The organism is Roseibium sp. FZY0029 (assembly GCF_036350355.1).
Taxonomy (GTDB): domain Bacteria; phylum Pseudomonadota; class Alphaproteobacteria; order Rhizobiales; family Stappiaceae; genus Roseibium.
On record NZ_JAZDVZ010000010.1, the window covers coordinates 66390 to 91160 of the forward strand.

The following is a 24771-nucleotide window of genomic DNA, read 5'->3' on the forward strand; positions in this document are numbered from 1 at the left end:
AGTGTTCGGGTCCGGATCACAGAAAACGGCTTCCTGCCGCCGGCACACTCAGGCACCGCCGGTCAGTCCGCCAAAATAGAATGTCTTTGAGGCTGTTTCCAGTGGCGCCCGACCACCTGCCCGGCTTCTGGAAACTTTGTGCATAAGCCCCACCGGCTGGGGTGACGGCTCAGTCCTGTTTTCCGGTGCCGCTGCTGGCCTGCTCACCGCCATCTGCCCGCAGCATGTCCTTTACCAGACAGGAGGCCTGCACGAAGTCCATTTTCCCCGGATAACGGCTTTTCAGCTCGTTCATGCAGCGGCCGATGTCCCGCAGACCGTGCGCGTCGATCTCCTTGACCGTCTCCTCGCAAATCTTCTGCATTTCCTCTTCGCTGAGCTGCACGGGCAGGAATTCGCGAATGATTTCCTGTTCTTCGCGTTCCTGCTCGGCCAGATCGAGCTGCCCACTGCTTTCGAACTCTTCCGCGGAGGTTTCCCGCTGACGGATCATTTTCTGAAGGATCTCAATCACTTCATTTTCGTTGACGCCGTCCTTGCCGTTTTCACGGGCAGCGGCCTCACGGTCCTTCACGGCGGTCTGCACCAGACGCAATGTAGCGCACCGGCGCTTGTCACCCTCGTCCTGCGCCGCTTTCAGGGCAGCATTGATTCTTTCGCGCATGATGTCGCGCATGGTTCACCCTACCCCTGCCGCGCTGAGACACAGCGCTCAGGGGCGCCATTCCATTTTCTCAGCCAAGCCATTGAATTTTAAAGATCTTTTTTCAGAGGATCAATATTGACGATCCAAGCCGCTTCCCATAGAGTCCCGCGCTTAATGCAGGCGGCCTTTTGCGGGCTTTTCGGCCCGCCGCAGACGCCCTTCCTGCAGCGCATGATGTCACCAACAAGATCTGGAAACAAGACATGACGACTGCAGACGCATGGTCTGAGACCCCGGCGACCGCCCTGCTTGTGCTCTCCGACGGCAGTGTAATCGAAGGACAGGGCCTTGGCGCAACCGGCCAAGCCGTTGGTGAGATTTGCTTTAATACGGCAATGACGGGGTATCAGGAGATCCTGACCGACCCGTCCTACTCCGGTCAGATCATCACCTTCACATTTCCGCATATCGGCAATGTCGGCACCAACGATGAAGACATCGAGACCGTCAACATGGCCGCCGACAGCGGCATCCGTGGTGTCGTGCTGGCAGCCTCCATCACCGATCCGGCCAACTACCGGTCTGCGAAACACCTCGACGCCTGGCTGAAGAGCCGCAACCTGATCGGCATCAGCGGTATCGACACCCGCGCCCTGACCGCGCTGATCCGCGAAAAAGGCGTGCCCAATGGCGTGATCGCGCATTCGCCGGACGGCAAGTTCGATATCGACGCACTGAAGACAGCCGCCAAAAACTGGCCCGGCCTCGTCGGCATGGACCTTGCCAAGGACGCTTCCACCTCCCAGTCGCACCAGTGGCACCAGACGACCTGGAAATGGGACGAAGGCTTCGGCGAAGCGCAGGGCGGCAAGTTCAAGGTTGTTGCCATCGACTACGGCATCAAGCGCAACATCCTGCGCCTCCTGACCGATGCCGGCTGTGAGGTGACCGTTCTTCCGGCAACCGCAACGGCCGAAGACGTTCTGGCACATGCGCCGGATGGCGTGTTCCTGTCCAACGGCCCTGGCGACCCTGCCGCAACGGGGGATTATGCTGTTCCGATGATCCGGAAGATCGTTGAAGCAGGCGTCCCGACGTTCGGGATCTGCCTCGGTCACCAGATGCTTGCGCTGGCGCTTGGTGGCAAGACCCTCAAGATGCACCAGGGACACCACGGCGCCAATCATCCGGTGTTCGACCACACCACCGGCAAAGTCGAGATCACCTCGATGAACCACGGTTTTGCGGTTGATGCGGACAGTCTGCCGGACAACGTTCAGCAGACACATGTCTCCCTGTTCGACGGCTCCAACTGCGGCCTGGCCATGAAGGACAAGCCCGTGTTTTCCGTCCAGTATCACCCGGAAGCATCGCCCGGTCCGCGCGACAGTCATTACCTGTTCAAACGGTTCACCGATCTGATGGATAGCGCGAAGTCGGCAGCCTGAGTTTGGATGGCTGCGGGAAACGGCGGCCATTGCGCCGCTTCCCGTCCAGCAGGCTGAGCCCGCCGGCGGTCAATCCGCTCCGCAAAAGGCAGCTTCTCAAACAAAAAACCCCGGCGAGCAACGCGCGCCGGGGTTTTTTGATGGCTCAATGCCGGTGGTCCTTATTTGACCAATTCGTCAAACGCCGAAAGGATTTCCCCGACTTCCGCAATCTGCTCGTCGAGCATCTGCTTCTGTTCGGCAAGAATGTCCTGCTGCGCCAGGCAGATTTCCTGAAGTTCCTTGAACTGGTCTTCGCGTTTGTCGTTGCCCTCCACCAGCTTGATGACGCGGCGGATCTCGGCAAGCGTCAGGCCGATCTTCTTGGCCTGCAGGATGACCCGCATGCGCGAAACGTCACGCGGACCGTAGAAACGGCGCGCACCCTTGCGAACCGGATTCAGGAGGCCTTTTTCTTCATAAAATCGAAGAGTGCGGAGAGTGACGTCGAACCGTTCGGACATTTCCGAGATCGCAAGATTGCGATCGTCCAGCATCACTTCTTCTCCAGGCCCGGCGATATCCGGCACCACGACCATTTTGGTTGCTACATTGTTCATTCTTTTAAGCCCGATCTTGTCTTTCTTGTTCCAAGTCTGGCCGGGTCTTGCCGCACTCCCGACTCGCTGGTCCCACCACCGGCTCATCAGGTCCCACTAGCACCGCAATTACAGCCCCCTAAGCTTCGAGCGTTATGCTCGGCACTTCAGAAGCTCCCAACGCCAAACTCATAGGAGACTAAGCAATAGTTTAATACACCGGATCGACAGTTAAAATCTACGCCAAAATTAGGAATATTGACCTGTTTTTATGAAAGTTTCAGTTATGCGAAAACCAAATCTAAAAAATAACCAGAAAGGACACGTCTCTATGAATGTTTATTCAGTGAGAATTAGTCAAAACACATACAAATATTAATTATCGATAATCTGACTATGTCGTCGCTGCTTTTCTTGAATATAGGAATCCACTATAAATTTTCTTTACCTGACGGCAACGGCCAAGGGAAAAATACTTACCTCCCTTAATCCTAACCCTGCGGTTTATTACGATTGGTGAAAATAACCTAGATACTATCTAGGCAAAAAAGTTCCAAAATTGTCGTTCTCCAGACGAAAATCGGCAGCGTTTGAGCAACAATACCCGTAATGCGCGAATATCAATTCAAGATTACGCCCCGCAGAAAAACGAGATTTTTCCTTGTATTTACGCTAAAATTGCTGTCGAGGGCAGCGACTAAGAAGTGTATCAATTTTTTGTCCACACGGTCAATTATGCATGAGCTTTCAACCATGCAGGCTGATGCAAAAGAGCACATTGTGCACTTCCCGATTGACAAGCGATGACCAAGGTTATTTCTGTCACAGGTACCGGACGGGCAAAACCGCATGAGGCTGCCCGCAACCAAGGTATTCTGGAATAAGACGAAATGGCCGATTCAAAATCAAAAGACAACGCGACTGGCATGACCCCGCAGCAGTTCCGCCACTGGCGCCGGGCACTCGGGCTCAAGCAGAAGGATGCCGCGGACCGTCTCGGCCTGAAGAAGCGCATGATCCAGTATTACGAGAAGGGGAATCGCGATGGACGGCCCGTCGAAATTCCAAAGTCCATCCGCCTTGCCTGCTATGCATTGTCGGAAGGGATCGCCGACTTCGACGGCCAGACAACGATCGCTTTGCCCGCCGAAACCACCAAGCCGGAATAAAGTCGTGATTTTAGGCCGCAAAAGGTCGACTTTCACGCCCTGGCGGGGTTCCCTCCTACGCAGCTTTTCCCTATAAGACGCGCTCAGCCAACATAGTCATACCTTCATGTACGAGCCAGACCGAATAGCGGCCCCGCTATCCGGAAAGGCCGCTGCGAGCTGCGAGCCGAGATGCCAAAACGCACAGATATCTCTTCCATCCTGATTATTGGTGCCGGTCCGATTGTCATCGGTCAGGCCTGTGAATTCGACTATTCGGGCACCCAGGCCTGCAAGGCGCTGCGCGAGGAAGGGTATCGTATCATCCTGGTCAACTCGAACCCGGCGACGATCATGACCGACCCGGACCTGGCTGACGCGACCTACATCGAGCCGATCACGCCGGAGCTGGTGGCCAAGATCATCGAGAAGGAGCGCCCGGACGCGCTCCTGCCGACCATGGGTGGCCAGACGGCGCTGAACTGTGCGCTCGACCTGGAACAGATGGGTGTTCTGGAAAAATACGGCGTCGAAATGATCGGTGCCCGCGCCGATGTCATCGAAAAGGCCGAGGACCGCGAAAAGTTCCGGGCAGCGATGGACGTCATCGGTCTGGAAAACCCGCGCGCAGCCATTGCCTCCTCCCCGGCGATCCACGACGAAAACGGCCGGATCGTCGGCTACGACCGCAACGCCGGTTATCTGGAAGCCATGCGCGCCATCGACGAGATCGGCCTGCCGGCCATCATCCGGCCTGCCTTTACCCTTGGTGGCACTGGCGGCGGCGTTGCCTACAACAGGGAAGAATTCGAGACCATCGTCCGCTCCGGAATCGATGCATCGCCGGTCGGTCAGGTTCTGATCGACGAGAGCCTGCTCGGCTGGAAGGAATATGAGATGGAGGTCGTCCGCGACAAGGCAGACAACTGCATCATCATCTGCTCCATCGAGAACGTCGATCCGATGGGCGTGCATACGGGCGATTCCATCACCGTCGCGCCGGCCCTGACGCTGACCGACAAGGAATACCAGATCATGCGCGACGCCTCGATCGCGGTTCTGCGCGAGATCGGCGTGGAAACCGGCGGATCGAACGTGCAGTTCGCGGTCAATCCGGACAACGGCCGTCTGGTCGTGATCGAAATGAACCCGCGCGTGTCGCGCTCCTCCGCCCTGGCTTCCAAGGCAACAGGCTTCCCGATTGCCAAGATCGCGGCCAAGCTGGCAGTCGGCTATACGCTGGACGAGCTGGAGAACGACATCACCGGTGGCGCGACACCGGCATCGTTTGAGCCGACCATCGATTACGTCGTCACCAAGATCCCGCGTTTTGCTTTCGAGAAGTTCCCGGGCTCCGAATCGACGCTGACCACTGCCATGAAGTCGGTTGGTGAAGTGATGGCCATCGGCCGGACCTTCAACGAAAGCCTGCAGAAAGCCTTGCGCGGTCTGGAAACGGGTCTGAACGGCCTCGACGAAACCGACATCCCCGGTCTCGACCAGGGTGACGACCGCAACGCCCTGCGCGCTGCCGTTTCAGCGCCGACGCCGACCCGGCTGCTCAACGTCGCCCAGGCCATGCGCCTTGGCATGACCGTTGAAGAAATCTACCAGGCCAGTGGCATCAATCCCTGGTTCCTGGAACAGATCGAAGCCATCCTGGAAATGGAAGCGAAGGTCCGCAAGCTTGGCCTGCCGAAGGATGCGGTGAACCTGCGCAAGCTGAAGGCCATGGGCTTTTCCGATGCGCGCCTGGCAAGCCTTGCCGATCTCGACGCAACGGATGTCGCCAAGCTCCGCAAGGAGCTGGACGTACACCCGGTCTACAAGCGTATCGACACCTGCGCCGCCGAATTCGCCTCGCCGACCGCTTACATGTACTCCACCTACGAGGCTCCCTTCATGGGCAAGCCTGCGTGCGAGGCCAACCCGAGCGATCGCAAGAAGGTCGTCATCCTGGGTGGCGGTCCGAACCGGATCGGCCAGGGCATCGAGTTCGACTATTGCTGCTGTCACGCCGCCTTCGCTCTGGAAGACGCCGGCTACGAGACCATCATGGTCAACTGCAACCCGGAAACCGTCTCGACCGATTACGACACGTCCGACCGTCTCTATTTCGAGCCGCTGACCCCTGAGGACGTTCTGGAAATCATGCGCAAGGAGCAGGAGAACGGCACACTTCACGGCGTCATCGTCCAGTTCGGCGGCCAGACCCCGCTGAAGCTGGCCCAGGCGCTGGTCAAGGCCGGCGTGCCGATCCTCGGCACCTCTCCCGACATGATCGATCTTGCAGAAGACCGCGACCGGTTCCAGAAGCTGCTGATCAAGCTCGACCTGAAGCAGCCGGAAAACGGGATTGCCTATTCCGTCGAACAGGGCCGCCTGATCGCCGGTCAACTTGGCCTGCCTCTGGTCGTGCGCCCGTCCTACGTTCTGGGTGGCCGCGCCATGCAGATCATCCGCGACGAGGAAGCGCTCAACTCCTACCTGCTCGGCACTCTGCCGGAGCTGGTCCCGGCCGAAGTACGCGCCAAGTATCCGAACGACAAGACCGGCCAGATCAACACCGTTCTGGGCACCAACCCGCTGCTGTTCGACCGCTATCTCGACGGCGCCATCGAAGTGGACGTCGATGCCCTTTGCGACGGCAAGGACGTGTTCGTCTGCGGCATCATGGAGCATATCGAGGAAGCCGGCATCCATTCCGGCGACAGCGCCTGCTCTCTGCCGCCCTTCTCGCTCGGCGAAGACATGCTGGAAGAACTCAAACGCCAGACCAAGGCGCTGGCTCTGGCACTGGAAGTCGGCGGCCTGATGAACGTGCAATACGCCATCAAGAACGGCGAGATCTTCGTTCTGGAAGTCAACCCGCGCGCCTCGCGCACCGTGCCCTTCGTGGCAAAGACCATCGGCGTACCGGTGGCGAAGATCGCCAGCCGGATCATGGCGGGCGAAAGCCTTGCCTCCTTCGGGCTGTCGGAAAAGAAACTTGACCATATCGCAGTCAAGGAAGCCGTCTTCCCGTTTGCCCGTTTCCCTGGCGTCGATACGATCCTAGGCCCGGAAATGCGCTCGACCGGCGAAGTCATGGGCCTGGACACCGCTTTCGGCAAGGCCTTTGCCAAGTCCCAGATCGGCTCCGGTACGGGCGTTCCGGACAAGGGCACCGTCTTCGTTTCCATGCGCGACGAAGACAAGGCCGGCGTGATTGACGCCGTCCGCAGCCTGGAAGCCGGCGGCTTCACCATCATCGCAACCGGCGGCACCCAGAAATTCCTGGAGGAAAAGGGGATTGCGGTGAAGAAGATCAACAAGGTTCTTGAAGGCCGGCCGCATATCGTTGATGCTATCAAGAACGGTGAGGTTCAGCTCGTCTTCAACACGACCGAAGGTGCGCAGGCTATATCCGACAGCCGGTCGATGCGCCGGGCAGCTCTTCTGAACAAGGTTCCGTATTACACGACCCTTGCAGGATCAGTGGCTGCAGCCAAAGGCATTGCAGCCCATAAAGCTGGGAGCCTTGAAGTAAGACCTTTACAATCCTACTTCGGCTAAGGCTAATATACTCGTGACCGGCCGGGAAAGCGCGCCTTTCCCGGCTTGGTTTGTTTTTGTCAAAGCGCGGTCCTCGGAGATTAGGGGGACCCAATAAGCTGAAGGTCTGAGACCAATGGAAAAAGTTCCGATGACCTCCGCCGGGTACAAGATGCTTCAGGATGAGCTGAAGGAACGTACTTCGGTTGAGCGCCCGCGCATCGTTGATGCGATTGCAGAAGCACGTGCTCATGGCGACCTGTCGGAAAATGCGGAATACCATGCGGCCAAAGAAGCCCAGAGCCTGAACGAAGGCCGTATTTCGGAACTGGAAGACAAACTGTCCCGCGCTGAGATCATCGACGTGTCCAAGCTTTCCGGCGACGTCATCAAGTTCGGCGCAACCGTCACGCTGATCGACGAGGACACCGAAGAAGAAAAGAAATACATGATCGTTGGCGACGTCGAATCCGACGTGAAGCACAACAAGGTCTCCATTTCTTCTCCGATCGCCCGTGCGCTGATCGGCAAGTCCATCGGCGACAGCGTCGAAGTAGCCGCCCCCGGCGGTGCCCGGTCTTACGAGATCGTGGACGTCCGTTTCATCTGATTCCCAGCCTTTCCGGATTTGCCCTCGGGCAAGCGCCTTCCAGCCCCGGGGTCCCGGGCATTCGAGCCTGACCGGTTGAATGTCCTGGATCCCCGAGGGCCAGGAAACGGCTGACATCAGACACTTGCCGGCAACGTAGGCGCGTCCGGTAACGGTCCTTAAGTCGCAGCAAAATCTGTGCTTTCCCCTTTGACGTGCACACCAGAGCCGTTAATCTGACAACCAGAAAGTGTCGGAGGGTTTGCAATGGTCTTTAACGCGATTGCCATATGGCTGCTGATCGCGTCGGTCCCGCTATGGATTTGCCGCTGGGTTCTGTTTTCCAGGCTCACAGACCGCGAACGCCTGATGTTCAAGCGCCTTGTCGCACAGCGCCACGAAACCGCTTTCATGTTCGCCGTACGCATGGCCGGTTATCTGATCGTGCTGGCGTTTAGTATCTTTGTGGTTCTCTTTGGGCTCCGATATCTGAAAGACGGAGACCTGGGCATCACCACCTACTCCGACATGATTCGCAGCCGGCTCTATTCGGGCATCGGACCGGTCGACAATGCACTCGACAGTTTCTACTACGATCAGATGCTGCCCGTCGCGGCGCTGACGACCATTGTGTTCCTGACGGTGTCCTTCACTCTGGCGACCGCAGCCCTCAGGGATATTTCCCTGATACGCCGAATGCAGAAGAAGGTCAGGAAAGTGACGCCGAGAGCTTGATCGGATTGCCGGCCCGCCAGGTCGGCAGGCGCAGCTTCAGGCGTGCTGCAGAATATTCACAAGCCGCCCGAACGGGTCGCGTACAAAAAAGCGCCGAACACCCCAGTCTTCATTCGCAGGCCCGTACTCGATGGCAAGGGCCTTTGCCCGAACTCTTTCCAGTACCTCTTCAAGGTTGTCGACTTCGATCGACAAATCGGGAACGGGCGTCCCTGCCCCACCTTCAGCGGCAATGTTGACCTGAGCCATCGCACCGCGTTCCCCGGCAAAGGTAACGATCCAGCCATGATCCATCACGAGGTCCATGCCCAGGACATCGCTATAAAAGCTTTTCGCCTTGCTGGTGTCAGGCGAAGCAACATTCGCAATGATCCGTTTCACGGCCATGGCGAATTATCCCTTCATGCTCCCAAGCCGGTCGTCAGTCGATCGGAACGACCGGCTCATCCTTGGTGCGGCGGATCGTCAGAGCCGTGCGCACGCTGTCAACATTCGGCGCTGCGGTCAGTTCGCGAATAATGAAATTCTGGAAGGTCTGCAGATCCGGCGAAACGCATTTCAACAGGAAATCGACCTCACCAGACAACATGTAGCTTTCGCGTACCAGCGGCCAGTTCTGAACCGTCTGCTCGAAGGCAATCAGATCCGCCTCGGTCTGGCTATGCAGCCCGACCATCGCAAAGGCGGTGACATCGTACCCGAGCTGCTTTTCGTCGAGCAGGGTCCGGTAGCCAAGGATAAGACCGGCCTCCTCCAGCGCGCGCACCCGGCGCAGGCAGGGAGGAGCGGAAATGCCGACCCGACGGGCCAATTCCACATTGGTCATCCGTCCGTCATCCTGCAATTCTTTCAGGATCTGCCAGTCAATGGCATCGAGCCGCGCTTTCAAACCTGTCTCCTTCGCGCTTCGCATGAGGCGTCATGCTGTGGGCATCCGGGCCTTTCACAAGACTGTCGCCTTGCCCGATACCGGAATCCCAAGCTAACCTCTATTTGTGTGCCGAGTTATGATTTTTTGCGCGTTTGTGCAAGACTATAACAAAATTGCGCACTATTTCGAAAGATTACGATAGGGGAACGTCTCCGAAATATGCCTTTATCGCTGGAGAAAGCCCCTTCCTCCCTCTGGATCCTGACAGATGGAAAGGCAGGCGATGTCGCGCAGTGCCGTGGTGTCGCCGAAGCCCTTGGCGCCCCTTTCGAAGAACGCCAGGTTGCGCCACGCGCGCCATTTTCCTGGCTCATGCCCTTCGGACCGATCGATCTTCGGGAGCGGGAGACCGTCCCCGGCAGCCCGATCGCCCCGCCTTATCCGGATATCGTCATCGCCTCAGGTCGTCGGGCCGTTGCATACCTGCGCCGCGTGAAACGCCTGTCCGGCGGACAGACCTTTACCGTGTTCCTCAAAGACCCGCGCATAGGGCCGGACGCCGCGGACCTGATCTGGGTTCCTGAACACGACAAGCTTCGCGGACGCAATGTGCTGGTGACACCGACCTCACCGCACAGGTTCTCTGCCGAAAAACTGGCCGAACTGCGCAATCAGCAGACTTCAGATATCGACAGCCTGGCCCGGCCCCGTGTTGCGGTGCTCGTCGGGGGCGATAGCCGGCATCACAGCTTTTCAGAAGACGACCAGACCCGTCTGTTGAACGGCCTTCGCGAACTGGCGCACACCTCCAATGTGCATTTCATGATTACGGCCTCCCGCCGGACACCCGCCGGGCTGGCCTATGGTTTGGCGGGACTGGCGAAATCCGGAGACCACCTTTACTGGACCGGTGAAGAGCCAAACCCATACGGTCTTTATCTCGCCAAAGCCGACGCCATCATCGCAACCGCTGATTCCACAAACATGATCGGCGAGGCTACAGCGACCGGCAAACCGGTCCATGTATTCGAACCGGGCGGTGGTCACGACAAGATCACCCGGTTTTTGGGGACTTTGCGACGCCTGGGTGTCATTCACCCCTTTCCAGGTCCGCTGAAAACCACTACCTACGAGCCGATAGATGCCACGCCCGTGATCGCTCAACGCATCTTGAGCGATTTTTCGGCCTTTCGGCAAAACCAGAACAACGCCCCAATGGGCCAATCCGGCCATGCCAATGCCGGAACTTGAAGACAGGATAAAGGTGCGCCCATGAGCACGGAACACAGCAAACTTCTGATCATTGGCTCCGGTCCGGCCGGCTACACGGCGGCGATATACGCTGCGCGCGCCATGATGGAGCCGACGCTGGTGGCCGGTATTCAACCGGGCGGTCAGCTCACCATCACCACCGATGTCGAGAACTACCCCGGCTTCGCCGATCCCATTATGGGCCCGTGGCTGATGGAGCAAATGCAGAAGCAGGCTGAAAACGTCGGCACCAAGATGGTCTATGACACGATCGTGAAGGCTGATCTTTCCCAGCGCCCGTTCCGCCTGGAAGCCGATAGCGGCACCGTATTCACCGCGGATGCTTTGGTGATCGCCACCGGTGCGCAAGCCCGCTGGCTGGGCCTGACTTCTGAACAGGATTACATGGGCGCCGGCGTTTCGGCCTGTGCGACATGTGATGGCTTCTTCTATCGCAACAAGGAAGTTGTGGTTGTCGGCGGCGGCAACACCGCCGTGGAAGAGGCGCTTTACCTCGCGAACCTGGCGTCCAAGGTGACACTGGTGCATCGCCGCGACAGCCTGCGGGCGGAAAAGATCCTCCAGGACCGTCTGTTCCAGCATCCGAAGATCGACGTCATCTGGGATCATCAGGTGGATGAGATCCTTGGCGGCGGCATGCCGAAAGCCGTTACAGGCGTGCGGCTGAAGAACACCGGCACTGGCGAATTCCGGGAGATTTCCACCGATGGCGTTTTCATTGCCATCGGCCATGCCCCGTCCGTCGAGCTTTTCAAGGATCAGCTCACCCTGAAACCGAACGGCTACCTGGAAACGGCCCCGGATTCGACCAAAACCTCCATCCCGGGGGTGTTTGCGGCCGGTGATGTCACCGACGACATTTACCGTCAGGCGGTCACCGCCGCCGGCATGGGCTGCATGGCTGCCCTTGAAGCTGAAAAGTTTCTGGCCGAACATGAAGCCACGTCGACAAAACAGGCCGCCGAATAGGCTGGCATGACTGTCCTGCGGAGGGGCACGCATGGATTGGGACAAACTGCGCATTTTTCATGCGGCCGCACAGGCTGGCAGCTTTACGCACGCGGGCGACACTCTGCATATGAGCCAGTCCGCCGTGAGCCGTCAGGTCAGCGCACTTGAGCACGACCTGGGCGTTCCCCTGTTTCACCGGCACGCCCGCGGGTTGCTGCTGACCGAACAGGGGGAACTGCTCTACCGGACTGCCAACGACGTGCTGATGAAGCTGGAAGCGGTTCAGTCGAGCCTGACGGACAGCAAGGAAAAGCCGTCCGGTGCCTTGCGCGTGACGACCACGGTGGGGCTTGGCTCCACCTGGCTCACTTCGCGGATCAGAAGCTTCATCGATCTCTATCCGGATGTCGACCTGCACCTGATTTTCGACGACGACGAGCTGGATCTCGGCATGCGCGAAGCCGATGTTGCGATCCGCTTGCGCCAGCCAACCCAGCCCGACCTGATCCAGCGCAAGCTGTTCACCGTGCATTTCCATGTCTATGCGGCGCCGGACTACCTGCAGCGCTTCGGAACGCCGGTGACCATAGATGATCTCGACAAGCACCGGCTGATCACCTTCGGCGAACAGGCCCCGGCCTATCTTCGTTCGATGAACTGGCTGGAAACGGCCGGACGCGTCACGACAAGCCCGCGCAGGTCTGTGCTGAAGGCCAATAACATCGTGGCCATCAAACGGGCGGTTCAGTCTGGCGTTGGCATTGCCATTCTGCCGGACTACATCATCGACAAATCGTCGAACCTGGTGCCGGTGATGACAGATCAGGAAGACAAGGTGCCGTCTTTCGACACCTATTTTGTCTATCCCTCGGAACTGAAGAACACCGCGCGTGTCACTGCCTTCCGCGAGTTTCTGCTGGCAAACGCCGAAGGCTGGGTTTTCTAGGCCCCTTCAAGAGCAGATACCCGTCGTTGCGATTGCCACAAGGCAGTCACCCGTGAAGCAACACCAGTGTCCACGGATCAGGCGCCAAGGTTAAGGCCAAGCAATCACAGTATGCCGTCTTTGCATGGCCTGGGCTTGTCCGGATCTCTACATAGCTTACAGACACGGCACTCCCCGGCTGAGGGGCTGTGGCTTGCAATCAAGCAGGTTGACCATGGCGTGCCATCCTCATGGTCCGTACGCGCAAAAAATGATGCCTGATTTCAATTTCCGCAGCCCCATAAAGGTCAATCTCTAAGCGCGTGCTAAGAGCGTCCCCTCGCCTCGTTATTCAGGTGAACCGGCGAAAACGACGCCTGGCCCTTGAGGCGATCCGGTTTCTCAAGAAGGCCGGCGTTTTTTCCGACTCAAATCCAAATAAGCCCAATATTTGGGCACTGAAATTTTCGCACAAAGAGGAGGCATTTTCACAAATTCCGGTGACTCAATGGATCTTTTCACCCGGAATTAAACTTTTTTTCGAGGGCTCCCGACAAAACCTGACTAATTCAATCTGTTGAAATTAAAGGATTTTTCTTATGATTTTTGACCGTCTGGTCAAGCTCTGCGGAAAACGCATAGCAGATCTGCGCCCCTGCCTCTTGTTTATGCAGCTTGTGCACTGCATATAAGCATCACTGTTGGTCACACGGACATCACGTCCTCCTCCCAGTGATGTTCGACCAGCTGTTCCCCTCTGGAAGGTGATTCCACTGTTTTCAGTGAATCAAAATAAACTGCCGGGTCTTTTAAGACCCGGCTCTTTTTTTGTCTAAACGTTGCTGCAATGCAGCATGACGTTATGTCACCTCACATGAACAGGCGTTCGTTGCCCAGGTCCTTGTAGAGGCCGGCCACCTGCTCCTCGTAGCCGTTGTAGAGAAGCGTGTTGCGGCGTTCGTCCGTTCCGAGCAGTCGCTCGGATGCCTGTGACCAGCGCGGATGCGGCACAGACGGGTTCACGTTCGCCCAGAAGCCATATTCCGAAGACTGGATCTCCTCCCAGAAGCTGACCGGCCGCTCGTCGGTGAAGGAGATCTTCACGATCGACTTGATCGATTTGAACCCATATTTCCATGGAACCACCAGACGGATCGGCGCGCCATATTGCTTGGCAAGCGGCTTGCCATAGATGCCGGTCGCGATGAAGGCCAGTTCGTTGGTCGCCTCTTCCAGCGTCAGCCCCTCCACATACGGCCAGGGATACCAGCTCTGCTTCTGGCCGCTGGCAACCGACGGATCGAGGAAGGTTTCAAACCGCAGATATTTCGCACCCGTCTGCGGCCCGGCAAGCTTCACCAGTTCGGCCAGCGCAAATCCCGACCAGGGCACAGCCATCGACCACGCTTCGACACAGCGATGGCGATACAGCCGCTCTTCCAGTGGCATCTTGGCCAGAAGATCATCGATGCCGATCTCCTGCGGATTGTCGATCATGCCATCCAGCACGACCGTCCACGGGCGGATCTTGAGATCCTGCGCTGCCGGCCAGATCTGCTTGTGCGTGCCGAACTCATAGAAATTGTTGTATTTGGACGTGAACTCTTCCGGGGTCACGTCCCGATCAAGCGTAAAGGCGCCATTCCGCTCGACGGGATAAAGTCCCGCGCTCGGATCCTCTTCGGCAAAGGCGGGCCGAATTCCAAGCCCAGTGCCCATCAGCACCCCGGCCCCGGTAAGGCCGGCAAGGATCTGTCGGCGGTTCATGAAAACCGCCTCCGGCGTCGCCTCACGCTCAGGAATCTCCCAACTGCGCTTCTTCACTATATTCATTGTCAGTCTCCCATTTGTTCCGAAGGAAACCGGAATCGGCATTCAATGGCAAATAACGCCCTGGTGACCAGACGCAACGACAAGGTGATCAAAAATGTGCGCAAAGGAGCGCAGCGAACACAATAGAGGGGCCCGCCGGCCCCTCTGAAACCGCATTCAGGCGGTCCCCCTCACGCAGCCTGCTTGCCGGACCTCTGCAGGGCCAGGTCGGCCGCCTTGCCGGACAATTCGGCCATATGGTCGAATTCTGCGGTATAGCTGGCGACACCCGCCGTCGCCGAACGCAGTTCGACGATCAGATCACCGATCTCCGCCTCCGGCATAAGCGCCTGAACCTCATCCCAGCCGTTCCAGTCCGGGCGGGCGTCGAAGCCAAGCAGTTGTCCACGCCGCGCGGAGACGATCGCATTGACGCGCGCCGTCGCATCGCTCGGGCAGGCAATCACCACCTTTTGGATCGGCTCCAGCAACACCGGCTTGCACTCCGGCAAACCTTCCCGGATCGCCAGGATACCTGCCATCTTGAAGGCCTGGTCGGAACTGTCGACCGAATGATAGGACCCGTCCGTCAGACAGACCGACACATCCACCACAGGGAACCCGAGCGGGCCCTGCCCCAACGCGTCCAGCACACCGTCGCGGACGGAGGGGATATATTGTTTCGGCACGACGCCCCCGGTGATCGTATCGGAAAACTGAATGCCCCCGCCGCGCGGCAGCGGAGATATCTCTATCACCACATCGCCGAACTGGCCGTGCCCGCCCGATTGTTTCTTGTGTCGGCCGCGAACCCTGGTGCCTGACCGGATCGTTTCCGCATAAGGCACATGCGGCGTATGGGCCGCGATATCCAGTCCGTATTTGCCGGCAAGCCGTTCCTGGGCAACACGCAGGTGCATCTCTCCCTGCCCTGCCAGCAAGGTCTCTGCCGTCGTCTGGTTCTGCGAGACAATCAGCGAACGATCCTCTTCAACCAGCTTTGCCAGCGCCGCCGACAGGCGGACTTCATCCTTGCGCTGATTGGCGGCAATCGCCGTCGCGAGGACAGGCGTACGCCGTTCCGGCACCTGAAGACTTTCGATCTTTCCGTTCTCGAAACTCAGAAGATCGCCCGTCTGAACATCATCGAGCCGCCCGAGCGCGACCAGATCGCCCTTGCTCGCGGTCGCGATCTTGTTTGACTGCTGGCCGAAGAGCGAAAACAGGCCGGATACCTTCACCTCGCTGTCTCCGTTCACAAACAGACTGTCGCCATCGGAGACCACGCCTTCCAGCACGCGGGCAATCGACAGCTTGCCGCCGTGCTGGGTATGCAGAGTCTTGATGACCTGCAGCATGGCGCGCGACTTGGTGCCGAGCACCCGGCGCGACAGCAGGTCGACTCCCGGTACCTCATGGCGCAGGGCCTTGAGCAACCGGCTGACACCATTGCCGTGTTCGGCGGATCCGAAGAAGACCGGACAGATAAGCCCGTCCTGCATTTCATTCACGAGATCGGCAAACACCTGGTCGCGATTGGGCGCGATATCCTCGAGCAGCGCCTCCATGAGGTCGTCATCGTGATCGGCCAGATGTTCCAGCATCGTGAAACGGGCTTCATGTTCGCGCGCCAGATCCGCATCGGACATGTCGATTTGCGTGCTCTCCTCCTTCTCGTGATAGACGTGCGCCCGTTCCAGAGCGAGATCGATGAAACCGGTTGCCAGACCGTCTTCCCAGATCGGGATTTGCCGAAGCACCAGCGGCACGGCGGAAGCCGGTTGCAGCAGGCCCAGGACATCACGCACCCGCCGCGTGCTCTTGTCGATCTTGTTCAAAAACAAAACCCGCGGAATGGCGCGGGCTTCAAGGGCTTTGAGGATAAGCTGCAGGGCCGGAACCTTGCGCTCGTCGTCCTCCGCCACCACGACGGCCAGATCGGCACCGGACAGCGCCCCGTCCATTTCGCTCAGGAATTCCACCGATCCGGGGCAGTCAACGAACACGAAGCGGTCTCCCAGAAATTCCGCGTCCGCAATGTTCAGTTCCACACTCATGCCGTGGGCACGCGCTTCCGGCGAAGCGTCGCCCACCGTATTGCCGCTCGCGACGGTTCCTTGCCGGGCCACCTTGTCCGTTCGCGCCAGCAAGGCTTCCAGAAGACTGGTCTTGCCGCTGCCGAACGGACCAACCAAGGCGATACAGCGCGGAGCGCTGCCCGCAGCAGATCCTTTTCCGTTTGAACTCATTGCCATGCTGAGCCTCCCGTTAGTTCGAGGATACCTCGTAACAACGCGGCAGGGCCGGCTGGGGAACGCGGCCTGCCGCGTTTCGCCCGGATGGGATCGAAGGCCTTAAGCCCGGTACTCATGCACCAAGCCCCAAACTGCGGCCGATCGACCAGGGGCGGACACCCATCGTCGCGCCGATGTCGGCGGCAACGCAAGGGAATCTTACGCGGCAGCGCAGCATTTTGCCTCCAAGGAGCTTCAGAGGGTGGCTCACCGGGCGCTTGATGCCGGGTCGAGATCAGGTCACGGAAAACCCGATGGCAGCCATCCCCGGCGCATGAGTGGGCTTTATACAACAGAGACCTGATGTACCTGGCAGTGGCGGCGCCCCGAACCGGTATTTCAAGAAGCCCATTTCGGACGCTCCACCGGAGGTGCCTTTGCCCTGCCGGATTTGGCAGATAGTGAAATTGAAGCGCGGCAACCTATGTAAACTGTGATGAACCGCCTTCGGGCACAAGGAGCATGCTTGACCAAGACCCTCATACTCATCGCAGCCATTGTGGCCGCAGCACCGGCCGTTCCGGCGCAGGCACAGTCAAACCAGCTGCGCAGTCCCCCCATGGCGACCTCGCCACGGCTGCCTTCGGCCGGACAGCAGCTCAACCAGAACCTGAACCGTCAACAGTCCGGCTTCTCGACCCGTCAGCAGATTGACGGTGCGGTTCGCCTGAACCGCACCGAGCAGATCAACCGGCAGAACATGCAGCCGGACAAGGTGGAAACACCCTGTGCCGGTGCAAATGAGAGCTGCCGCGACTGAAGCTGAGAGAAGATATGGCGGTTGCCGCAGAGGCTTAGTTGATCAGTTCCAGCGTCATCTTGCTGACACCGAGGGTCAGATTGGTGCCGGTCTGGCTTTCCAGACTGAAGGGGTTGAGCGCGATGGACCGGTCCAAACCACCCACCAGCGCATTCGCCTTCAGCCCCGCACCAACGCTTGCACCGGCGGTCAGCCCGGCATAGGTGCCCGCCAGAAGGCCAGGCTTGCGGTTCGCGGACGGCGCCAGCACGCCCCAGACCAGCGTGGCCTGCTTGGTGTTGCCGATGTCGAGCCCGTAGTCGCGAACGGTTCCCTTGTAATTTTCGACCGCGCCGCCGTCGACCGGCGAAAAGCTGCATCCAAGTGTTGCCGAAGAACCGACAATGAAGCTGTGCTCGCCTTCCACCAGGCAGCTCAGTTTGCCGATTTCAACCGTTGGGCTGTCTTCGGAGGCAAGGGCCGGAATCGCCATGGCGACGGCCACGGCGGCAAGAACCGGTTTCAGAATACGCATGTAGTGAACTCCCGTTCGGCTGCGAATATCCGCTTTCAACAAATGCGCGGATCACGTCCGTGATATGGCGTGCCAAGACGTCAAAATCGCGGCAAGAGCAAAAGGCCTCATGTATAATCTTCGGTAGTGTCCGACGCGCCAGCCAGCACAGGCACGAGCACGATGCCGTTCGCAGACTTTTGCGGCAGACCGGCAATCAGAAACCGGCGGCCGCCGATCAGCAGGGTCAATGTGGCAACAACCGGCAAAATGCTGTTATCCGGTGCCCAGCAAGCCCAAACCGCGCCGGCCAACGACACGGCAAGCATCAGCAAGGACAGCCGATACCGCTGATGCCGGGGCAAGCCGGGGACACCGACAAACCCACCGCGCGAGAACAGCGTCAGGACGCCGCCGGTGACGGCCACCGTCAACAGCACGGCGCTGTAAGAGTGTCCGTCAGAAACTCCGCTAGAGCGCGATCGCCAAACCTGTAGAAGCCGACCAGAACCGGCGTCACCAGCAGGATGTGCAGATTGATCCCAATCAAGACGGGATGTATTCGCGCCTTGAGCAGCACAAGTCCGGCAAGAACGAAAGCTGCAAAACCGCAGCCGGTCCAGCCTGCCAGTTCCAGGTTACTCGTCTGCCGCCAGAGCAGAATGAAAACAATCGACGGCAGGCTTTCGAACAGATCAAGAAGCAGCTGTTGTTGTCGCGCATTTGCCATCATCCGTTCCTCGATTGCTCGAAAAGGCTAGGTCCTTTGCACTGTGATGTAAACCGCGCCCCACTCAACCTGGAATGTACCCGGCAACAAAAAGGGCGGCCAGTGGCCGCCCTTTCGAACGTCTTTCAGAAAGTCGAGAAGCTTATTTCAGATTGCCGCAGAAGCGCTGGATGCGGGTGCAGGCTTCTTCCAGAGCTTCAGTCGAAGTCGCGTACGAAATGCGGAAGTTCGGACCGAGGCCGAATGCGGACCCATGAACAACGGCAACGCCTTCAGCTTCGAGCAGCTCGGAGACGAAGTCTTCGTCGCTCTCGATCACCTTGCCGGACGGTGCCGTCTTGCCAATCGTGCCGGCACAGGACGGGAACACGTAGAACGCGCCTTCCGGCACCGGGCACGTGATGCCGTTTGCCTGGTTCAGCATGGAGACGACGAGATCCCGGCGTCCCTTGAACACTTCGTTGTTCTTCGGGATGAAGTCCTGAGTGCCGTTCAGTGCCTCGACCGCCGCCCACTGGGCGATGGAGCACGGGTTGGAGGTCGATTGCGACTGGACCTTGGCCATGGCCTTGATCAGATCGGCCGGGCCGCCGGCGTAGCCGATACGCCAGCCGGTCATCGCATAGGCCTTGGAAACGCCGTTGACCGTTAGCGTGCGCTCGTAAAGAGCAGGCTCCACCTGAGCAGGCGTGGTGAACTTGAAGTCGTCATAGACAAGGTGCTCATACATGTCGTCGGTCATGACCCAGACATGAGGGTGCTTCATCAGCACGGCGCACAACGCCTTCAGTTCAGCTTCCGTATAGGCCGCACCGGACGGGTTGGACGGAGAGTTGAAGATCAGCCACTTGGTGCGCGACGTGATTGCCGCATCGAGCGCTTCCGGAGTGATCTTGAAGGTCGACTTGTCCGCTTCCACGATCACCGGCTCGCCACCTGCAAGCAGCACCATGTCCGGATAGCTCACCCAGTAGGGGGTCGGAATGATGACTTCGTCACCCGGGTTCAGCGTTGCAATCAGGGCATTATAAAGCACCTGCTTGCCGCCGGTTCCCACGGTGATTTGGTTGGTTTCGTAAGTAAGGCCGTTTTCCCGCTTGAACTTTTCGACGATAGCCGCCTTCAGTTCCGGAATACCGTCGACGGCTGTATACTTGGTCTTGCCGTCGGTAATGGCCTTGATGGCGGCTGTCTTGATGTTTTCGGGGGTATCGAAATCCGGCTCGCCAGCTCCGAGACCGATTACATCGCGGCCCGCGGCTTTTAGCTCGCGTGCCTTGTTGGTGACGGCGATGGTCGCAGAAGGTTTAACACGCGCCAATGCGTCAGCAAGAAAGCCCATAATGTCCTCCAGGGGAAACGGGATTAACAGCGCGCGGACCCTAGATCCGTGCGCTGCGGAAGACAAGACCAAATCCGGACAGGATCAGGAGTTTTCAGGCTGTTCGCACCTGTTTGCTGGCGTATCTTTCAGTCATCTCGGCATAGAGCAGCCGGGAGCGTCAGGCTTGGAGGCGGTTTGTTCCCTCAACAGCACAATTGTGTGGCAAACAAGGGCGCCTCGCTGCGGCTTCAGGATTGATCAGCTTCGCGTTTCAAGGATCAGCTTCGGCTCGTCCTTGTCCTCGTCGATGATCGTGCACTTGAAGCGCTTCTTCTTGGTCTGGCCGTTGAGCACAGTCACCGGCACCGACAGCGGAACATCCGAAGCGTCTTTGGCAGAGGTCAACAGGGAAGCATAGTTGCTCGGGTGCAGCAGCATCTCGGTGATCGGACGGCTGTCGAGAACGTCCGACGTCAGGTGGTAGGTCTTCATTGCCGCGTTGTTCGCTGCGATGATGATCTTCGTATTGATGTTCACTACCAGGATCGGCGCACTGCAGGCTTCGAAAACCCTTGCGAAATCGACATCGCCGCCCGCATGGCCTGCCGAGAACAGCACACCGCCCACCGTGCCGCCAACGCGAAAATACATGGCATCATATTTCAGCTCGACGCTGTCGTTGGATGCCAGCAGAAACTTGCCACGCCCGGTCGCGCTGGCCCGGCGTGTCAGCGCCGCTATCGTCAGGGAGACGATTGTCCGGCCAACACGGTTCTGGATGTGGGCGATGTTCCGGCCCAGGATCAGACGCGCGTCTTCGATCTGGAATCTCTTCAGGAAACCGTCGCTGGCAAAACGCACGTAGCCGAAATTGTCGACCAGCAGCACCACGCGCGTCGACGACGCCACGAAATGCTGGAGGATAGGTGCCAGCCCCAGGATGACCCGACCCGGATTGCTGTCGCTCTCGCCGATGGAGGGAAAACAGATGGCGAGGATCTTGCCGTCCGGCAACTCGTAACGATAGGCAACGATCGGAATGCCCGGAATACGGTGATCCGGCCCGCCGCCAACGTCAAACGGTCCTGCCTGCCCTTCCCGGATCGCGCCCTGAACCAGGCGGAGAATGGTTTTCCGGTCTTCCGGTGACAGATAGCGCAATGCCTCGTTGGAAGGCGCCTCCTGCAGGTCGCGCACTTCACTGTTGAAACTCTGAGAGCCGATCTCGTGCCAGAGGATGGTTTTCTTGCTGATGTCGGCAATGAAAAACTGGATACCCGCCAGCGACAACGCCGGCGGTTCACCGGCCTTTTTGACCGGCGGTTCTGTCGACGTTACTGGGTCTGTCGGCTTGTCCACCGTGGCGCTCTGCGCAGCGTTAGTCGTCATTCCATGCCTGGTATGTTCGTCGCGGATTTCCCTGCGGCCAAGCATGCTTGGGAAATGCAAACAAACACTAAAACTGCATCGTAAAATTCCCGAGCTACGTCAATTTTTACAGTATTAAAAAAATGAAATACAATTTAATGAGAAGTTTTATTGTCAATTTTACGAAAGCTTAATTTGCGGACTTGCGGAATTTCCAGCTTTTCCGGAACGCCTTGCCGGCACGGAACTGGCGCTGCAAAAACCGGAACGCCTTCACCTTGTTCGACCCATCGACGGGCGACGGCTCGCTACCTGTTGCGGCACTTTCAGCGGGCGACACCATAGATCGAATTTGCCTAAAAATTGTCACGAAAACACACAGGCCATGTCTAATTCGCGTCTGCGTGCCGGCGCAATTTCCGTCGAGATTGAACTCATCCAAGCGGATGGAGGAGCCGATGGCCCAAGCAACGATAGTTCAGCCGACGATTAAAACGCAGAACGCAAGCTTCAAACCTGTTTTGCTGTTCATAGTGGCAGCAGGCTTGTTGATGTTGATGTCCGCCCTGGAGCCGTCATTGGTGCTGCCGATGGTCGCGTTCCTGTCCATGGCTGCCGTCACCTGTCTGATGGCCCGCCGCCTGTTTCAGGACCTGACCGGCGCAGATGCGCAGGCAGACTGACAGCAACCACCGTACAATCGCTCAAACCTGACTGATTTTGATCATGGCACGCGTCGAAAACCAGAAAACCCGAAAATCCGCTCCCTTGAAAAGCGACCTGCATGAAGCACGGCCGCTGTTGCAGGCGATCTTTCTGGGCATGCTGCTGGCGACCGCCCTGGTCGCGGCGGCGGCAATGGCAAACCCAGCCAACATGCAAGGTGGTCCAAAGGCAGAACCCGTCACTCACACCGCAGTCGGAAGCGCGCCGGTGGTTCCCGGTCATCCGGGTCAGACATCAAAGTCCGTGTTCTGAAAACTTAACCCGCAAGAAAGCCGAGACCCGGCCTCATGCTTGGCATGAGTGCCGGGCCTCAGTGCCCGGTCCGCCCCCGGAAAAGGTCTCCTGTCCGCTGCCGGCACCTTTGTTGTCAGGCTTCCAGACCATTGCAGCAGCATGCGCTGCAGCACGCCCTCAGCCTGACCACCCAGAGCTTATCCGCTAGTTGCGCCCGCTGTTGATCACGGTCAAGGACAGGAATTTGTTCGTCAGCCAAGTAAAGCAAGAACATGTTCTGCCTGCAAGACCGAGCACGGTTCCAGGCTTGCATTGGCCGCAAATAAAACCGAGCAGCGGTGCACAGCCTTGAATACCGGGGATAACCGTGGGTACGGTATTTGCGAGTGTCCCGGAAGGCATTGCCAGCATACGTGGAACAAAACCGGCAACGGGGCATTTAACCCTCGACCGGTGATTATCGCCGCTGCAACGGGCGGCCAGAGAGGGATTTCCAATCATGACCATTGCCAACGGCGAAAAGTGGATCGATAAAGAAACGAAGGGTTTGTCGGAGGCATCAATGGACATCGACCTCACACTTTCAGCGGACACGATCCGCCTGCTTGCCCAAAAGGCGCGGGCCGTTGCGTCGTCTCTTCAGGACTCGTTCGAGGACGGTCACGAGGGTGACGTCGAATTCGATGCCGACGCGCTGGAACAGAGCCACGGTCACGATGGCTTGGCGGAAGAGGAAAACGACGACCTCTCCGATGAAGAATTGCGGGAACTGATCGAGGACCTGAATGTCGATGAAGCCGCCGAACTGGTGGCCATCACCTGGATCGGCCGAGGTGACTTTGAGGCAGAAGATTTCCAGCAAGCGGTGGACGAAGCACGTGAACGTGCCGTTGGCTCAACAGCAGGCTACCTGCTCGGCATGCCGCTTCTGGCCGATCACCTGGAAGCCGGTCTCGACGCGCTCGACCTCTGATGAGCTTCGTCGGGCGCCCTTGGTTTCCGGTCTTCAAAGGCATCGCAACGTCAGGACGGCTAGGTCAATTTTGCCGGGTTTTCCAGATCTGTTCGTTTTCCTTGGGAAAACCCGTTAGCAATTGATTTACCGTCTTTCGGCAACCGGGCAATTGGCTCACTCTTGCCTCACTTCGTGGTGGGACAAGGGAGTGAGGGCATGCTTCAGGATCCGGCGAACCAGGACGTATTCACCGTCCATCGTCCGTCTCCATGGCCATATGTCGGGGCAATGATCGCTGCATCGGCCCTGATCACGACACTGGTCGTCGCGTTCAGCAGCTAATCCATACCGGCTCAACCGTCCGTATACGGCCCGGTTTTCGTTCAGAGAGTTCTTTTATGCGTTCAACGCGTCTGGCCGTGCTCGATCTTGCCCGCGGCCTCGCTGTTGTCGCCATGGCAATCTACCATTTCTCCTGGGATCTTTCCTGGTTCGCTTATGTCGACTGGCCCGTCGCCCAGGGTGCCGGATGGCGCATCTTTGCTGCATCCATCGCCGGCAGCTTTCTGTTTCTGGCCGGCATCAGTCTCGATTTCGCGCATCACACGGGTATCCGCTGGCAGGCCTTCTGGCGCCGCCTTGGCGTGATCGTTGCTGCGGCGGCAGCGGTGTCTGCGGTCACCTATTTCACCTTCGGCGATACGTTTGTCCGCTTCGGAATCCTGCACTGCATTGCCCTGTCCAGCTTGATCGCCCTGCCCTTCACACGTCTCCCCGTTGTCCTGGCAGGGCTTGCCGCTTTGCTGGTTTTCAGTCTGCCCTTTTGGGCTGCTTCTCCGGCATTTGACGGGCAGTTGTGGCTGTGGACGGGTCTTGGCACGCCGGGTTTTGCCAGCGTCGACTATGTTCCGCTTGCCCCTTGGGCCGGCGTAACGCTCGCCGGCGTCGCTGTCTCGAAGATCTTTCGCAAGCTCAACCTGTGGCAGAGGCTGTCCGGCCTGACCTTTTCCCACCGTCCGGGCCGTCTGACACGGTTTCTCGGCCGTCATTCCCTTGCGGTCTATCTGCTGCACCAGCCTTTGTTATACGGCCTTGTGTGGACAGCAGTGCAGGTCGGCCCCGAAATGGACAGGTCCGCAATCGCTTTCGTGCGCAACTGCACGGTTTCCTGCCAGGGTACGACCGCCACGCCGGACATCTGCCAGGCAGCTTGCGGATGCACGCTCGACTATCTGAAAGCGGACGGCATCTGGGAAAAGCTTCTGGCAGAACCAGACAACCAGTCGCTGCGGAACCGAATGTCCAACAGATACAGCCAGTGCCTAGCCGACCCGGAGCGGCAGGCTCCGCTCAACTGACTTCATGTACCAAGATGTCG

26 protein-coding genes are annotated in these 24771 nt (G+C 58.5%); 14 read left to right on the forward strand and 12 right to left on the reverse strand.

Translation table 11 applies throughout. The features are described 5' to 3' along the window. Nucleotides 1-169: 169 nt before the first annotated feature. A complete protein-coding gene (locus V1T76_RS24410) occupies nucleotides 170-664 on the reverse strand; it encodes a GatB/YqeY domain-containing protein (protein WP_330563294.1) in 495 nt (164 codons plus the stop codon). Nucleotides 665-909: 245 nt separating this feature from the next. Between V1T76_RS24410 and carA the strand changes: the two genes are divergently transcribed. Then, nucleotides 910-2094: a glutamine-hydrolyzing carbamoyl-phosphate synthase small subunit gene (carA, locus tag V1T76_RS24415; RefSeq protein WP_330563295.1), complete on the forward strand. Its 1185-nt coding sequence runs from the start codon at nucleotides 910-912 to the stop codon at nucleotides 2092-2094. Nucleotides 2095-2255: 161 nt separating this feature from the next. On the opposite strand, the gene V1T76_RS24420 is transcribed toward carA, so the two are convergent. After that, nucleotides 2256-2693 carry a MerR family transcriptional regulator gene (locus tag V1T76_RS24420; protein ID WP_006936195.1) on the reverse strand — a complete coding sequence of 146 codons (438 nt, stop codon included), beginning with the start codon at nucleotides 2691-2693 and terminating at the stop codon, nucleotides 2256-2258. 869 nt (nucleotides 2694-3562) lie between these two features. Here V1T76_RS24420 and V1T76_RS24425 point away from each other — a divergent pair. The 4 genes from V1T76_RS24425 (at nucleotide 3563) to V1T76_RS24440 (ending at nucleotide 8678) form a co-directional block, all read left to right on the forward strand. Continuing rightward, nucleotides 3563-3841, forward strand: coding sequence for a helix-turn-helix domain-containing protein (locus tag V1T76_RS24425; RefSeq protein WP_330563296.1), 279 nt, complete (start codon nucleotides 3563-3565; stop codon nucleotides 3839-3841). A 171-nt stretch (nucleotides 3842-4012) separates the two neighbouring features. Next, nucleotides 4013-7375, forward strand: a complete 3363-nt coding sequence (gene carB / locus V1T76_RS24430) for a carbamoyl-phosphate synthase large subunit (protein WP_330563297.1) — start codon at nucleotides 4013-4015, stop codon at nucleotides 7373-7375. Between the two features lie 115 nt (nucleotides 7376-7490). Then, a complete protein-coding gene (gene greA / locus V1T76_RS24435; protein ID WP_330563298.1) occupies nucleotides 7491-7964 on the forward strand; it encodes a transcription elongation factor GreA in 474 nt (157 codons plus the stop codon). A gap of 246 nt (nucleotides 7965-8210) precedes the next feature. Then, on the forward strand, nucleotides 8211-8678 hold the full coding sequence (locus tag V1T76_RS24440) for a hypothetical protein (RefSeq protein WP_330563299.1): 468 nt from the start codon (nucleotides 8211-8213) through the stop codon (nucleotides 8676-8678). Nucleotides 8679-8714: 36 nt separating this feature from the next. On the opposite strand, the gene V1T76_RS24445 is transcribed toward V1T76_RS24440, so the two are convergent. Both V1T76_RS24445 and V1T76_RS24450 read right to left on the reverse strand, forming a co-directional pair. Continuing rightward, nucleotides 8715-9065, reverse strand: a complete 351-nt coding sequence (locus tag V1T76_RS24445; protein WP_330563300.1) for a VOC family protein — start codon at nucleotides 9063-9065, stop codon at nucleotides 8715-8717. A 34-nt stretch (nucleotides 9066-9099) separates the two neighbouring features. Then, nucleotides 9100-9567, reverse strand: a complete 468-nt coding sequence (locus V1T76_RS24450) for an Lrp/AsnC family transcriptional regulator (RefSeq protein WP_031268195.1) — start codon at nucleotides 9565-9567, stop codon at nucleotides 9100-9102. 201 nt (nucleotides 9568-9768) lie between these two features. Here V1T76_RS24450 and V1T76_RS24455 point away from each other — a divergent pair, with 201 nt between their 5' ends. Genes V1T76_RS24455 through V1T76_RS24465 form a run of 3 tightly spaced genes read left to right on the forward strand, consistent with a single transcriptional unit; the run spans nucleotide 9769 to nucleotide 12718 of the window. Continuing rightward, nucleotides 9769-10800: a mitochondrial fission ELM1 family protein gene (locus V1T76_RS24455; RefSeq protein ID WP_330563301.1), complete on the forward strand. Its 1032-nt coding sequence runs from the start codon at nucleotides 9769-9771 to the stop codon at nucleotides 10798-10800. 21 nt (nucleotides 10801-10821) lie between these two features. Next, nucleotides 10822-11790 (forward strand): thioredoxin-disulfide reductase, encoded by a 969-nt coding sequence (trxB, locus tag V1T76_RS24460; RefSeq protein ID WP_330563302.1) that lies wholly within the window; start codon nucleotides 10822-10824, stop codon nucleotides 11788-11790. 31 nt (nucleotides 11791-11821) lie between these two features. Continuing rightward, nucleotides 11822-12718: a LysR family transcriptional regulator gene (locus V1T76_RS24465; RefSeq protein ID WP_330563304.1), complete on the forward strand. Its 897-nt coding sequence runs from the start codon at nucleotides 11822-11824 to the stop codon at nucleotides 12716-12718. An 849-nt stretch (nucleotides 12719-13567) separates the two neighbouring features. Here V1T76_RS24465 and msrP read toward each other — a convergent pair. Both msrP and V1T76_RS24475 read right to left on the reverse strand, forming a co-directional pair. Next, a complete protein-coding gene (gene msrP, locus V1T76_RS24470) occupies nucleotides 13568-14530 on the reverse strand; it encodes a protein-methionine-sulfoxide reductase catalytic subunit MsrP (RefSeq protein ID WP_330563305.1) in 963 nt (320 codons plus the stop codon). Between the two features lie 170 nt (nucleotides 14531-14700). Next, entirely contained in the window at nucleotides 14701-16758 is a 2058-nt protein-coding gene (locus V1T76_RS24475) for an elongation factor G (RefSeq protein ID WP_442970176.1), read from the reverse strand. A gap of 511 nt (nucleotides 16759-17269) precedes the next feature. Here V1T76_RS24475 and V1T76_RS24480 point away from each other — a divergent pair. Then, nucleotides 17270-17563 (forward strand): hypothetical protein, encoded by a 294-nt coding sequence (locus tag V1T76_RS24480; RefSeq protein WP_330563308.1) that lies wholly within the window; start codon nucleotides 17270-17272, stop codon nucleotides 17561-17563. A gap of 34 nt (nucleotides 17564-17597) precedes the next feature. Here the strand turns inward: V1T76_RS24480 and V1T76_RS24485 are convergent, their stop codons facing one another. The 5 genes from V1T76_RS24485 to V1T76_RS24505 all read right to left on the reverse strand — a co-directional run bounded on the left by V1T76_RS24485 (nucleotide 17598) and on the right by V1T76_RS24505 (nucleotide 21499). Continuing rightward, on the reverse strand, nucleotides 17598-18077 hold the full coding sequence (locus tag V1T76_RS24485) for a DUF992 domain-containing protein (protein ID WP_330563309.1): 480 nt from the start codon (nucleotides 18075-18077) through the stop codon (nucleotides 17598-17600). A gap of 107 nt (nucleotides 18078-18184) precedes the next feature. Beyond that, complete coding sequence (locus V1T76_RS24490) at nucleotides 18185-18496, reverse strand: hypothetical protein (RefSeq protein ID WP_330563310.1); 312 nt, start codon at nucleotides 18494-18496, stop codon at nucleotides 18185-18187. Next, nucleotides 18487-18789 (reverse strand): hypothetical protein, encoded by a 303-nt coding sequence (locus tag V1T76_RS24495; RefSeq protein WP_330563311.1) that lies wholly within the window; start codon nucleotides 18787-18789, stop codon nucleotides 18487-18489. The genes V1T76_RS24490 and V1T76_RS24495 overlap by 10 nt, the downstream gene beginning before the upstream one ends. 139 nt (nucleotides 18790-18928) lie before the next feature. After that, entirely contained in the window at nucleotides 18929-20128 is a 1200-nt protein-coding gene (locus tag V1T76_RS24500) for a pyridoxal phosphate-dependent aminotransferase (protein WP_330563313.1), read from the reverse strand. Between the two features lie 240 nt (nucleotides 20129-20368). Next, nucleotides 20369-21499: a hypothetical protein gene (locus V1T76_RS24505; RefSeq protein ID WP_330563314.1), complete on the reverse strand. Its 1131-nt coding sequence runs from the start codon at nucleotides 21497-21499 to the stop codon at nucleotides 20369-20371. Between the two features lie 257 nt (nucleotides 21500-21756). Between V1T76_RS24505 and V1T76_RS24510 the strand changes: the two genes are divergently transcribed. After that, the gene (locus tag V1T76_RS24510; protein ID WP_330563315.1) at nucleotides 21757-22161 is read left to right on the forward strand and encodes a hypothetical protein; all 405 of its coding nucleotides are present in this window, start codon (nucleotides 21757-21759) and stop codon (nucleotides 22159-22161) included. Between the two features lie 43 nt (nucleotides 22162-22204). Then, nucleotides 22205-22456: a hypothetical protein gene (locus V1T76_RS24515; RefSeq protein ID WP_330563316.1), complete on the forward strand. Its 252-nt coding sequence runs from the start codon at nucleotides 22205-22207 to the stop codon at nucleotides 22454-22456. Between the two features lie 186 nt (nucleotides 22457-22642). Here the strand turns inward: V1T76_RS24515 and V1T76_RS24520 are convergent, their stop codons facing one another. Then, nucleotides 22643-23008, reverse strand: a complete 366-nt coding sequence (locus V1T76_RS24520) for a hypothetical protein (protein ID WP_330563317.1) — start codon at nucleotides 23006-23008, stop codon at nucleotides 22643-22645. On the opposite strand from V1T76_RS24520, the gene V1T76_RS24525 reads away from it, so the two are divergent. From V1T76_RS24525 to V1T76_RS24535, 3 genes are all read left to right on the forward strand, one after another. Then, a complete protein-coding gene (locus tag V1T76_RS24525) occupies nucleotides 23001-23411 on the forward strand; it encodes a DUF3775 domain-containing protein (RefSeq protein ID WP_330563318.1) in 411 nt (136 codons plus the stop codon). The two genes, V1T76_RS24520 and V1T76_RS24525, sit on opposite strands and share 8 nt — an antisense overlap. A gap of 198 nt (nucleotides 23412-23609) precedes the next feature. Beyond that, the gene (locus V1T76_RS24530) at nucleotides 23610-23735 is read left to right on the forward strand and encodes a hypothetical protein (protein ID WP_267871945.1); all 126 of its coding nucleotides are present in this window, start codon (nucleotides 23610-23612) and stop codon (nucleotides 23733-23735) included. Nucleotides 23736-23791: 56 nt separating this feature from the next. After that, on the forward strand, nucleotides 23792-24751 hold the full coding sequence (locus V1T76_RS24535) for a heparan-alpha-glucosaminide N-acetyltransferase (protein WP_330563319.1): 960 nt from the start codon (nucleotides 23792-23794) through the stop codon (nucleotides 24749-24751). Nucleotides 24752-24771: the final 20 nt, after the last annotated feature.